This is a genomic window from Candidatus Pantoea floridensis (assembly GCF_900215435.1).
GTDB lineage: Bacteria > Pseudomonadota > Gammaproteobacteria > Enterobacterales > Enterobacteriaceae > Pantoea > Pantoea floridensis.
Genome location: NZ_OCMY01000002.1, coordinates 564,409 through 576,411, shown reverse-complemented (window position 1 = coordinate 576,411; position 12,003 = coordinate 564,409). Strand labels below are relative to the sequence as shown.

The window sequence follows — 12,003 nt, the reverse complement described above, 5'->3', positions numbered from 1 at the left end:
GGCCATGATAACGCTCTGATTGCTCATGGAGATTATCATGGCCGCTTCTTCGTCTATGACTATTGGTTTGCTGCTGTATCCCAACGTAACGCAACTCGATCTGACCGGTCCGTGGGAAGTCTTCGCCCGCATGCCGAACGTCACTAATTATCTGATTTGGAAAGATCGGCAGCCGGTGATGTCCGATCGTGGCCTGGCCATCGTGCCCACCGCCACGTTTGCTGACTGCCCCAAACTCGATCTGATCTGCATCCCCGGCGGTCCCGGGCAGATTGCGCTGATGGACGATGACGACACGCTGGAGTTCGTGCGCCGCATGGCGGAAAACGCACAGTGGGTAACGTCGGTGTGTACCGGTTCGCTGATTTTGGGTGCTGCAGGATTATTGCAGGGATATCGCGCGACCTCGCATTGGGGTTCGCTCGATCAGCTTAGCCTGCTGGGCGCCACGCCGGTGTCAGAGCGCGTGGTACGTGACCGCAACCGTATCACTGGCGCAGGCGTTACATCGGGCATCGATTTCGCCTTAACGGTAGCGGAAGAGCTGTTTGGACGTGAGATTGCGGAAAATATCCAACTGCAAATGGAGTACGATCCGGCACCGCCATTCCATTCTGGTTCTCCACGCAGTGCCTCACCGGCGCGCCTGGCAGAGGCGAAAGCGCAGATAGCAGAATTTATTGCCCGCCGTTGCGTGGCAACCGAGCAGGCCGCAGCGCGTCTTAAGCGCTGACTAACTGTCCCCATTCCAGCTTCAGGCAGCGGTCGGCAAGATGGAAGTAGCGGTCGTCATGTGTGATAACCAAGACGGTTTTGCCGCGGCCATTAATTCCGGTGTAATGACCATGTGGCTTATTGATGACGACATGTTTCGCCGTTTGATGGGGGAAACGCCGCAGCGATTTTTACGGATTTCAGCCTGAAATCGCCACGGCTTTGCAGGTTAATGGGCGCTGGCTGTGGGGCGTACGGTGATTTCACTGGTATCAACGTCGCCAGGTTGATCGATGGCCCAGCTCACCGCTTTGGCAATCGCTTCGGGTTTGAGTGCAATCTGGCGATAACGCTTCATGGCTTCCTGCGCCACACTATCGGTGATGGTGTCAGCCAGTTCAGACTCCACCACGCCGGGATTAATCACCGTAACGCGCAGCTGTGGTGATTCCTGGCGTAAGCCATCGGAAATGGCGCGCACCGCGAACTTGGTGGCGCAGTAGACTGCAGCGGTCGGCGAAACGGTTAGCGCACCGACGGAAGCGATATTAATAATGTGGCCATACTGCTGCGCCTGTAGGGTGGGCAGCACCGCCGCGATACCATAAAGTACGCCGCGAATATTGACGTCCAGCATCAAGTCCCACTCCTCAACCTTCATTGAACTCATCGGCGACAGCGGCATCACGCCCGCGTTGTTGATCATCACATCAATGCGGCCATATTTCGCCAGGGCAAAATCGGCCAGCTGTTGTGTATCAGCGCGCTGCCTGACATCGGTGGCTAAATAATCCACGCTGGCGCCAGAAGAACGGAGCTCTTCGCACAGCGTTGAGAGACGGTCGGTGCGGCGCGCGCCGAGCACGAGCTGATGACCAAGCTGTGCCAGATGGCGCGCAATGCCTTCGCCAATACCGCTGCTGGCGCCGGTTAAAATAATGACTTTTGGATTGCGTTGGGTCATGACGTATTCCTCGTTGAGTTGACGAGGTTATTGTCGATGCATCACGCCAGGCAAAACAGACCGGATTGTGGCGTATGTTTGCCTGATTATCTCGCCGCCGTTGCGCATCGCTGATTTTAAACGCTATTCTTTGCCTGAATCTCTCACAGGAATAGTGATCATGTCGCGTACCGTTCAACAGCAAACCTGCGCATTACTTAGTCAGCTGGCACGTCAGGAAGGCTATACCGAATCACTGCTGGACAGCGTGCGCTTTATGCGTGCCGATCGGCAATGGGCGCGCACGCCGGTGCTGTATGAACCGAGTATCATCATCATTTGCCAGGGATCGAAACGCGCCTTTCTCGCCGATAAAATGTATCGCTACGATGCGCAACACTATCTGGTGCTGTCGGTACCTCTGCCATTTTCTGCGGAGACGGAAGCCACTTCCGAAGAACCACTGCTGGGCATTGCTATTCGTTTGGATGTTGCGATGGTGGCGCGGTTGGTGGCGCAACTGGCTCACGGGCAAACAGCCATTGCTGCTACACCAGCGAGCATCATTTCTACGCCTATCGATCGGGCGTTAGCCCAAAGCACGCTGCGCTTGCTCGAAGCATTAAGCGATCCGCTTGAGGCCAAGGTGTTAGGACCCGCACGGGTGGAAGAGATCTGTTTTCGCATGTTGATGGGCGAACAGGGCGGCGCGGTGCGCGCGGCATTAACCTATCAGGGCCATTTTGGCCGGGTTGCCCGTGCTTTGCAGCGGATTCATGCCGACTGGCGTCAGCCGCTGGATGTGCCTTCTCTGGCGAAGGAAGCTGGCATGAGCGTGCCGCGTTTCCATCTGCATTTCAAAACTGTGACACAAACTTCGCCGATTCAATATGTTAAATCGCTGCGCTTGCATCAGGCGCGTCTGATGATGATTCGCGACAATCTGACGGCCGCTGGCGCTGCGGCGCGGGTAGGATATGAAAGTGATTCGCAGTTTAATCGGGAGTTTAAACGGATGTTTGGACGTAGTCCGGCGGAGGAGGCGCGGGAAATGAAGCGGGCTTTTGAGCTGTTACCGCCGGAGCATTTGTCCGGCAGGCTACAGGCACACTGACTTAACGAATGCTCATCACCGCAACCACCACGACAATCCAAAACAGGCCACAACCCGTCAGCATCCATTGCCACACCCGGTGGCGCTCAGCGGCAAAAAGTCTGGATAATTGTGAACGTAAAATAGGATGCATAGTGGCCTCACTTCAGAATATCAATAGAGAGATTGGCGGGCGAAATCAGGGTAATAGCGTCCGCGAACGTGAACATTCTGACCGTTTGTAAGGCGTAAGAGCGACGAGACCCGTCTTGCTTTTTGAGGGTAAAACGGCAAAGCCGCCATAAGGTGAGGATCTCTGGCGGCTTTACGAGACATGCTGCTGATCAGACGTTGCGCGTCACGCCGCCATCAACGCGAATATTTTGCGCCGTAATGTAGGCGGCACCCGGCGAAGCGAGGAAGGCGATGGTCGCAGCCACCTCTTCAGAAGTGCCATAGCGTTGTAAAGGTACGCTGTTACGGCGCTCATCGGTTTTCGGCAGGCTATCAATCCATCCCGGAAGCACATTGTTGATGCGAATATTATCTGCCGCGTAGGTATCTGCGAAAATTTTAGTGAACGAGGCTAAACCCGCGCGGAAAACGGCCGACGTGGGGAACATATCGGTAGGCTCAAACGTCCACGCCGAAGAGATATTGATGATGCTGCCGCCGCCTTGTTTCTGCATGATTGGCGTCACCAGCCGCGCGGCCCGAACCACATTGAGGAAATAGGTCTCCATGCCGCGCTGCCAATCCTCATCGCTTAATTGCAGAATCGGCGCACGAGGACCATGACCCGCACTGTTCACCAGCACATCGATACGGCCCCAGCGCGCCAGCGTTTGATCCACCAGCTTTTGCAAATCATCTACCGACTGGTTAGAACCCGTCACGCCCAAACCACCTAATTGCTTTGCTAGCGCTTCACCTTTTCCGGAAGAGGAGAGGATCGCCACTTTGTAGCCTTCGCTCGCCAGCTTCTCAGCCGCTGCTGCGCCCATGCCGCTGCCGCCAGCAACGATAACTGCAACTTTTTCTACTGTCATAGTATCTCTTCCTTATAAGTCAACATCGCTTAAACCCAGTATAAGTGCTAATTTCGACCGCAGAGAGCCACTCTTTTTGCCAGTTGACGATAGGAAAACTACAGGATGAACCAGGGATTTAGCGCGCTACCTCCGCTGAATGCGTTGAAGGTCTTTGAAGCGGTAACGCGCCATCTCAATTTTCGTTTGGCGGCGGAAGAATTAGGCGTGACGCAAGGCGCGGTGGCACAACAAATTCGCGGGTTGGAAGCCAGCCTCGAATTGAAACTGTTTGATCGATTACCACGCACGCTGGCCTTGACCAGCGCGGGGGCGGGTTATGCCGTGAGTATCCGCCAGGCATTTGAATTAATTGATGAAGCTACGCGCACGCTGCGCCCTGAACCGAACCGTTTAACTCTCAGCGTAACGCCAACCTTTGCCAGCCGCTGGATGCTGCCGCGCTTACCGGATTTTACCGCTGCCTGGCCGGATATCGATCTACGCGTGCTGGCTTCCGAACGTTTGGTACAGTTTCATCATGAAGGTGTCGATTTAGCAGTGCGCTATGGCCGGCCACCGTTCGGCGCCGGTCTCGATGCCCGTATGCTGTTCAGCCAAACGGTGCTGGCGGTCGTAAGCCCCACGCTGCTTGCCGAGTTGGGTGATCCTGCCGAGATCAATCATTGCCTGCGCTATGCACTATTGCACGATGGTCATCACCTTTGGCCCGCATTTCTCTCATTCATCTTCCCCCATGAGTCGCTGCATCATCAGCATCATCTGCGCTTCAATCAAACGGCACTGGCGCTCGAAGCGGCGATCGGCGGGCAAGGTATCGCGCTCACCAGCCCACATTTTGTGCAGAACGATGTAGCGAGCGGGCGATTGGTCGTAGCGTTTGGCACACAAATGACGATAGATGCGGGTTGGTATTTGGTGTGGCCAAAACGCCCACGTGAGCCTGCGACGGTGCAAGCGGTGCGTGACTGGCTTTTAACGCAGGTTCACGGTTGATTTTTGTTCAATAACGAAATCAGTAAAACTGATGATCCGCGCTGGATCATGAATGTTATAACTGCTTAATGATGCAGAAGTGAGTTTTTATCCTGCCAGAGCAGTGGATTAGAAAAATAGTACGCAAATTCAGTAAGTAACAATAAGCATTGTGCGTTGCATTCTGCCGGGTGCTGTGAATAAATAAGGAATCAATTTTAATAAAAATGCCATAAAGGCCAGGTTTACGCCTGAGAAAGATCTCCGCAAACATGACCGATCATAAAGATGTTTTAGCCAGGGACATCAGCGCCAAAAGCGAAAGCATGCAGGCGCATCTCATCGCCATTCGTCGTGATATCCATGCGCATCCGGAGCTGGGTTTTGATACCCAGCGTACCGCCACGCTCGTTGAGCAGGAACTGCTGCGCCTTGGACTGGTGCCAAAGACGGGCGTCGGCAGAACCGGTGTCATGGTGGATATCGTGGGCGCGCATCCCGGTAAAACCGTGCTGTTACGCGCTGATATGGATGCCTTGCCGATCCACGAACAAACCGGCCTGTCGTTCAGCAGCCAGTATCCGGGCAAAATGCACGCCTGCGGGCATGATATTCATACCGCGACCCTGCTGGGTGTGGCGGCGATTGTGCCGTACTACCGTGCACAACTGCATGGCACCCTGCGGTTAATTTTCCAGCCAGCGGAAGAGACGCCAGAAAGCGGTGCCGAAGCGATGATCGCCGATGGCGCGGCGGACGGCGTCGATCTCGCCATCACCCTGCACAACAAACCGGAGCTGGCCGCGGGCGAAATTGGCCTGACGCGTGGTGCCAGCACCGCATCCAGCGACGAATTTGATGTGGTGGTGCACGGTAAATCGACTCATGCCGCCCGTCCGCATATGGGCACCGATCCGATCATTGCGGCGGTGAACCTGGTCAGCCAGTTGCAAACCATCATTTCGCGCGAACTCGATCCGGCCAATTCGGCGGTGCTGACCATTGGCCACATTCATGGCGGCACCACCCACAATATTATTTCTGATAGCTGCCTACTGCAGGGCACGGTACGCGCCAAATCGCCAGCCGCGCGGACGCATATCGAAGAAGCGTTTAAGCGCATCTGCGCCGGTGTGGCGCTGTCGTTGAATGTGCGCGTTGAGGTCAATTATCAGCGCGGCGTACCGCCGTTAATGAACGACGATGGGTTAATCGACGCGTTGGAACCGATTTTGTCGCATCAGTTTGGTAAAGCGATCGTTGCTAAACCGAGCGCCAGCTTTGGTGCCGAAGATTTTTCACTGTTTACCGAGCGCGTGCCCGGCTGTCAGATCCACATTGGCTCCGGCGCGCCAGGGCGCGACGATCATCTGCACAATTCGGATTATCAACCCGACGAGCGCAGCATCCATGCCGGCACGCAGGCGCTAGCCCGTTTAGCCATTGATTTACTCTCTTAAAATAACGAACTCTGAGGTTTTATGATGATGCGTAAAGGACTGTTTACCGCCTCTGTGGGCATGTTGCTGCTTGCCTCTTCCGCGCTGGTGCAAGCCAAAGATTTTGGCACGGTGAAATTTGCTACCGAAGCCGCTTATCCGCCGTTTAACCAATCTACGCCAGGCGGCAAAATCGTTGGTTATGAACCGGATATGGTGGCGGAAATCGCTAAGCGCGCCGGTTTTAAATACGAAATCGTGGCGCAGAAATGGTCCGGTATGATTCCAGGTTTGGTCGACGGTAAATATGACGCGGTAATTGATGCCGTGACCGTCACGCCAAAGCGTGAAGAAGTGGTGGATTTCTCCCGCCAATACACCGTGAGTATTTCGGGTTTCGTTACCCTGAAGGGCAGTGCGGTTGATACGCTGCCGGGCAATGGCGAAGTGGTATTGGCGAATGACGAAGCGGGCATGACCAAATCCATTGACGCGCTGAAAGCGAAATTCAAAGGCAAAACCATCGCGGTGCAGGTTGCCACCATCCAGGCTGACTTCCTTAACAAATATCTGGCCGATGTGGCGACGATTCGTACCTATCAGGCCGGCCCGGAAACCTTCGCCGATCTGCTTAACGGCCGCGTTGATGCGGTGATGGCGTCACGCACCAACCTGAATGCCTATGTGAAAAAACATGCGGATACCGTGAACAGCACCGGTTATGGCTTCTCAGGTGGCGTGTTGGGCCAGGGGTCGGCGATTGCGATTCAGAAAAACAATCCTGAGCTAAAAGCTGCGCTGGATAGCGCGCTAAATTCAATGATCAAAGATGGCACGCTGAAGCAGCTGTCTGAAAAATGGTTCGGCGAAAACGTCGCACCAGCGGAGTAATTTCAGGCGCTTATGGCTATTGATTGGCAACTCTTAGGGTTTGGTGACGAAGGTTGGGGCGGCGTGTTGCTTAACGCCGCCACGGTGACCGTCACCGTTTCATTGTGTGCATGGGTTCTGGGGGCGATCCTTGGCAGCCTGCTGTGCTGGATGCAGATTGGTGGCGCGCGTTGGCAACAGCGCCTCGCTAGTGGCTACATCACGCTGTTTCGCGGCGTACCGGAACTGCTGGTGATCTACCTGTTTTACTTTGGTGGACGTCAGGTGGTGTCATTCGTGGGGGAAAGCCTCGGGCTGCAAGGTCCGTTCGATGTGAACGGTTTTGTCGCCGGCGCCATCGCCATCGGTCTGATTTCCGGCGCTTATCAAAGTAGCGTATTCCGCGGGGCATTTTATGCCATACCGAAAGGTACGCTGGAAGCCGCTACGGTGACGGGGATGGGCCGCCTGATGCTGTTCCGCCGCATGATTGTGCCGCAGGCGCTGAAAACCGCGCTGCCGGGCATGGGCAATCAGTGGCAGTCGGTGATCAAAGAGTCGGCGCTGGTGTCGGTGACCGGTCTGGTGGAAACCATGAATCAGATTTCCACCGCGTCGAACTCCACCCAGATGCCGTTTTTCTTCTACAGCGTGGGAGCGGTGATCTACCTGATTATCACCACCTGTTCTGACTTTGTTTTCCGCTATGTGGAAAAAGTGGCCATGCGCGGCCAGCAACGCGCGCGGTTGTAAGGAGCCACAATGGACATTACTTTTCTGCAAAACACGCTAGCGGCATTGCTGCGTGGCCTGCCGCTGACGCTCAACCTGGCGCTGCTATCCCTGCTCGGCGGCGGCATACTGGCGCTGCTGCTTAACCTGCTGCGACAAAATCGGCTTGGCAGCTACGTGACGCGTTTCTACGTCTGGGTATTTCGCGGTACGCCGCTGCTGATTCAGATTTTCATGATTTATTATGGCCTTGGCAGTTTGCCAGCGGTGCGTGAAAGCGTACTGTGGCCGCTGCTGCGCGATCCTTACTGGTGCGGCTTGATTGCGCTGGTGCTTAATGATGCAGCCTACACCTCAGAGATTCTGCGCGGTGGCCTGAATGCGGTAAGCGTGCAGTCGCTGGAAGCCGCAAAGGTGAGCGGCATGTCGCGCTTTACCACACTGCGCCGTATCACGCTGCCGCTGGCGGTGCGTCAGGCACTCCCGGCTTACAGCAACGAAATTATCTCGATGATCAAATCCACGTCGCTGGTGAGTACCATTAGCCTGATGGAGATGACCGGCATTGCCGATTCGATCGTCTCTGAGACGTTTCGCGCGCTGGAGGTCTTTATCAGCGCGGCAATTATCTATCTGCTGCTGACCGTGCTGGTGAGTAAAGCCGTGGCGCTGCTGGAGCGCCGTTTGTCCCCTTATCACGTTGGAGCACGTCCATGAGCAAACCCACTATCGCCCTGAGCCATCTCAGAAAAAGTTATAGCGGGCATGAAGTGCTGCATGACATCAGCCTGACGGCGCAGGATGGCGATGTGATATCACTGATTGGAGCCAGTGGTTCGGGCAAAAGTACCTTGCTGCGTTGCATCCCGTTTCTGGAAGTGCCGCAGGGCGGAGAAATAGCGGTGGGTGACGAAGTGGTCACCATCGACAACGCCGATGAGAAACTGAGTCGCGAGCAGCAACGCCGCATTAAACTGATGCGCATGCAGCTGGGTTTTGTCTTCCAGAGCTTTAACCTGTGGCCGCATAAAACGGTGTTGCAGAACATCATCGAAGCGCCCGTGCATGTGCAAAAGCGCAGCAGCAAAGAGGCGATAGAAGAGGCTGAAGCGCTGCTGCACAAAGTGGGTCTGTATGAAAAACGCAACGCCTGGCCGTCGCAGCTTTCTGGCGGTCAGCAACAGCGTGTAGCCATTGCGCGTGCGCTGGCGCAGCAGCCGAAAGCGATTCTGTTTGATGAGCCAACGTCGGCGCTGGATCCGGAGCTGGTGGGCGAAGTGCTGCGCGTCATTCGCAGCCTGGCGGAGGAGGGGCGCACCATGATTATCGTGACCCATGAAATGGGTTTCGCGCGCGATGTGTCGAATAAAGCGGTGTTCCTGCATCAGGGCAAGATTGAGGAAGCCGGTTCGCCGCAGCAGGTGTTTAGCGATCCCCTGTCTGCACGCTGTCGCGCCTTTGTCACGAGTCACTTGCAGCGCAACAGCTAACCAGAATAGTGCTAATGGTTTTCCCAAGCAAAGTGTGGAAAAATCGCCCTCCTCTCAACGGAGGGTTTTTTCATTGTCGAGCGACGGAAAATTATGCCTCACACTTACCGCCCATGGATGAAAAGGTATTGGCTGGCCTGGCTCCTGCTTGTGCTGATCACCTTGATAGCGCTGTTTGCCGATCAAATTTTGCAGCAGCAGCGAGCGGCGGAAGCGCATTTTCATCAGCAGTTTAATCGCCTGGCTGCCTATCAAACGCAGAACGAAACGCTGTTGCCGCTGCTCACTGGCGATGAAAAGCTTGCCGATCTGCAAACAAAATTCCCGCAGATTGTTCTGCTGGAGCATACCGTTAATCGTCCGCTTACCGCGCCGCGCTTTGAAGAGGTGAGCGGCGGACGCTACTGGCTTTACAATCCTTATCGGCAGATCCGCATGCTGGTGGATTTGCATTTTGCCTTGCAAACGCCGGATGTCGCGCTCGCGCTTGCGTTCCATATCCATGCGCAGCCCGCCATTCAGGCGGCGGCCTATTCTGAGACTGCCCGCTGGCAGTGGCAGCGGCCGTTTATCAATCACTATCAACCTTTCTTACTGAAAGGGAGTGCGAATCCTGACTGGCGAGCTTTGCACCTGCTGCCTTTTGTGCTGGCGCTGCTGGTGTGGCTGGCGATCGGTGCACTGGGCGGATGGCTGCTGCGACACTGGCGCCAGCATGTGGCGATGCGCCTGCGCGCTGAATATTTTCAACGTTCACGTCGCGAAGCGCTGGGAGAATTTACCGCGGGAATTATTCATGAAATCAACCAGCCGCTGACCGCGATTAACACCTGGCTGCACAGCAGTCAGCTGCTGTTAAAGCAGGGCAAATACGAGAATCTTCCGCAAGCGCTTAACGCCATGAGCCTGCAAACCGAGCGTCTCGCCGGCTTGCTACAGCGCTTTCGCGATATTGTCAGTGAACGTCCGGTGACGATGAGTGCCGTCAACCCGGAAGCGGTATGGCGCCGGGTGACGCTATTGCTGCAACAAGAACTGGAAGAGGGCAATGTCGCGCTGCATCAGCAATTCCAGCACCATCAGGTGCAGGTAATGAGCGATCCTCAATGGCTGGAACAGGTATTCCACAATGTGCTTCAGAACGCGATACATATGCAGCAAGGCCGCGCTGATGCAGGGGTAAAAATTGTTTCGGAGCATGCTCCGCACGGCATCAAGATCACCATCAGCGATAACGGCCCAGGTTTTTCTGCGGAAGGATTGGCGCAGGCCTGCATGCCGTTTTACAGCTCACGCGCCAATAGCATGGGATTAGGCATGACGCTGGTAGAGAGCCTGATGTTACGCATGAATGGTCAGCTCAGGCTGGCGAATCGCGCTGAGGGCGGCGCGGAAATAACCTTAATTTTCCAACTGGCGGAGTAACGGAATGAGCGCGAAGGTTTGGTTAGTGGATGATGATTTATCCGTGCGTGAATCGCTCGGTTTTCTGCTGAAAGCGCTGGATTATGAGGTGGAAGATTTTGCCGACCTAGCCGCGTTTGAAGCAGCCACACAATCGCGTGAGCCGCTGCGCGGTTGTTTGCTGTTGGACGTGCGGATGCCGGGGATTAGCGGACTGAGTTGGCTGGCGGAGCAGGGCGATCGCCACCCGCTGTTGCCTGTGATTATTATGACAGGCCACGGGACAATCGATGCCTGTCGCCGCGCGTTTCGCCAGGGAGCGTTTGAGTTTTATACCAAACCGCTGGACATCGAACCGTTACTGGAAACGCTTCATCAGGCGATGAATGAAAGCCAGCAGCGTGCCGATCGCTGGCAGTCGCAGCAGGGGCTGCAGGCGCGCTTTGCCTTGCTTTCCGCACGTGAAAGTGAAGTCATGCAGCTGATGATTGCCGGTCACACCAGCAAAGCGATCGCGCGCGATTTATCGCTGTCGCCGCGTACCGTTGAGGCGCACCGTGCCGCAGTGTTTGCTAAGCTGGAGCTCAATAATCTCGCGCAACTGATTCACGCCTGGCAGCAGTTGAACCAGGTATAACTACCTGGCCGAACGCGTAATCGCCCGAATATTTCTTTTCCTGCCTGCGGATTACAGTGTCACTCACTATTAAACAGGAGTGACACATGAACATGCGCCTTTCTCTCATCGCCGCTGTGGCGGCCGTTGTTTCTTTCGGCAGTCACGCTGCATTAACCGAATCCAACCTTTCACTGGCGGATGCGCAGAAGATCGCTAGCGCAGCAATTCAGTCGTGTGCGGCGAAAAACTATAACGTTACCGTCACCGTGGTGGATCGCGCCGGGCTGGTTAAAGCCGTACAGCGCATGGATAACGCCGGTCCGCACACCATCGAAGCCAGCCAGATGAAAGCGTATACCGCGCTGAGCACCAAAAACCTCAGCGGGAAAGTGATGGAAACCGCGCAGAGCAATGCGGGCGCGCAGAATATGCGTGACGTTCCTGGCTTCCTGCTATTGGCAGGCGGCGTGCCGGTGAAAAGCGGTGAACAGGTGATTGGTGCAATTGGCATCGGCGGCGCGCCGGGCGGAAATCTGGATGAAGCCTGTGCGATGGATGCGTTGAAAGCGATTCAGTAATCGGCACCAGGTCGCCATCAATGGCGACCCTACAATCTACACACTGGAATACAGTAGGGTGCGCATTAATGCGCACCGAGCAGAAGCACAAACCGTG

Annotated in this window: 15 protein-coding genes; 12 read left to right on the top strand and 3 right to left on the bottom strand. The window is 55.5% G+C overall.

Going from position 1 to position 12,003, the window contains the following annotated elements; genetic code table 11:
- Positions 1 to 37 precede the first annotated feature (37 nt).
- Positions 38 to 733: a DJ-1/PfpI family protein gene (locus tag CRO19_RS23290; protein WP_097098201.1), complete on the top strand. Its 696-nt coding sequence runs from the start codon at positions 38 to 40 to the stop codon at positions 731 to 733.
- Positions 734 to 773: 40 nt separating this feature from the next.
- Positions 774 to 923, top strand: a complete 150-nt coding sequence (locus tag CRO19_RS26180) for a hypothetical protein (protein WP_176519242.1) — start codon at positions 774 to 776, stop codon at positions 921 to 923.
- Between the two features lie 20 nt (positions 924 to 943).
- On the opposite strand, the gene CRO19_RS23285 is transcribed toward CRO19_RS26180, so the two are convergent.
- Positions 944 to 1,678 carry an SDR family oxidoreductase gene (locus tag CRO19_RS23285; protein ID WP_097098200.1) on the bottom strand — a complete coding sequence of 245 codons (735 nt, stop codon included), beginning with the start codon at positions 1,676 to 1,678 and terminating at the stop codon, positions 944 to 946.
- A 160-nt stretch (positions 1,679 to 1,838) separates the two neighbouring features.
- Between CRO19_RS23285 and CRO19_RS23280 the strand changes: the two genes are divergently transcribed.
- Positions 1,839 to 2,771, top strand: coding sequence for an AraC family transcriptional regulator (locus tag CRO19_RS23280; protein WP_097098199.1), 933 nt, complete (start codon positions 1,839 to 1,841; stop codon positions 2,769 to 2,771).
- 1 nt (position 2,772) lies between these two features.
- On the opposite strand, the gene CRO19_RS26310 is transcribed toward CRO19_RS23280, so the two are convergent.
- Both CRO19_RS26310 and CRO19_RS23275 read right to left on the bottom strand, forming a co-directional pair.
- On the bottom strand, positions 2,773 to 2,904 hold the full coding sequence (locus tag CRO19_RS26310) for a hypothetical protein (RefSeq protein ID WP_320204529.1): 132 nt from the start codon (positions 2,902 to 2,904) through the stop codon (positions 2,773 to 2,775).
- Between the two features lie 190 nt (positions 2,905 to 3,094).
- Positions 3,095 to 3,799: an SDR family oxidoreductase gene (locus CRO19_RS23275; protein WP_097098198.1), complete on the bottom strand. Its 705-nt coding sequence runs from the start codon at positions 3,797 to 3,799 to the stop codon at positions 3,095 to 3,097.
- A gap of 105 nt (positions 3,800 to 3,904) precedes the next feature.
- Here CRO19_RS23275 and CRO19_RS23270 point away from each other — a divergent pair, with 105 nt between their 5' ends.
- The 9 genes from CRO19_RS23270 (at position 3,905) to CRO19_RS23230 (ending at position 11,906) form a co-directional block, all read left to right on the top strand.
- Positions 3,905 to 4,795 carry a LysR substrate-binding domain-containing protein gene (locus CRO19_RS23270; RefSeq protein WP_097098197.1) on the top strand — a complete coding sequence of 297 codons (891 nt, stop codon included), beginning with the start codon at positions 3,905 to 3,907 and terminating at the stop codon, positions 4,793 to 4,795.
- A gap of 251 nt (positions 4,796 to 5,046) precedes the next feature.
- Positions 5,047 to 6,234, top strand: coding sequence for a M20 metallopeptidase family protein (locus tag CRO19_RS23265; RefSeq protein WP_097098196.1), 1,188 nt, complete (start codon positions 5,047 to 5,049; stop codon positions 6,232 to 6,234).
- Between the two features lie 21 nt (positions 6,235 to 6,255).
- Positions 6,256 to 7,104, top strand: a complete 849-nt coding sequence (locus tag CRO19_RS23260) for a transporter substrate-binding domain-containing protein (RefSeq protein ID WP_176519240.1) — start codon at positions 6,256 to 6,258, stop codon at positions 7,102 to 7,104.
- A 12-nt stretch (positions 7,105 to 7,116) separates the two neighbouring features.
- Positions 7,117 to 7,836: an ABC transporter permease gene (locus CRO19_RS23255; protein WP_097098194.1), complete on the top strand. Its 720-nt coding sequence runs from the start codon at positions 7,117 to 7,119 to the stop codon at positions 7,834 to 7,836.
- A 9-nt stretch (positions 7,837 to 7,845) separates the two neighbouring features.
- Positions 7,846 to 8,532, top strand: coding sequence for an ABC transporter permease (locus tag CRO19_RS23250; protein ID WP_097098193.1), 687 nt, complete (start codon positions 7,846 to 7,848; stop codon positions 8,530 to 8,532).
- Entirely contained in the window at positions 8,529 to 9,305 is a 777-nt protein-coding gene (locus CRO19_RS23245; RefSeq protein WP_097098192.1) for an ABC transporter ATP-binding protein, read from the top strand. The genes CRO19_RS23250 and CRO19_RS23245 overlap by 4 nt, the downstream gene beginning before the upstream one ends.
- Before the next feature lie 93 nt (positions 9,306 to 9,398).
- A complete protein-coding gene (locus CRO19_RS23240) occupies positions 9,399 to 10,730 on the top strand; it encodes a sensor histidine kinase (RefSeq protein ID WP_097098191.1) in 1,332 nt (443 codons plus the stop codon).
- Between the two features lie 4 nt (positions 10,731 to 10,734).
- Positions 10,735 to 11,346: a response regulator transcription factor gene (locus CRO19_RS23235; RefSeq protein WP_097098190.1), complete on the top strand. Its 612-nt coding sequence runs from the start codon at positions 10,735 to 10,737 to the stop codon at positions 11,344 to 11,346.
- An 86-nt stretch (positions 11,347 to 11,432) separates the two neighbouring features.
- Positions 11,433 to 11,906: a GlcG/HbpS family heme-binding protein gene (locus tag CRO19_RS23230; protein ID WP_097098189.1), complete on the top strand. Its 474-nt coding sequence runs from the start codon at positions 11,433 to 11,435 to the stop codon at positions 11,904 to 11,906.
- Positions 11,907 to 12,003 lie beyond the last annotated feature (97 nt).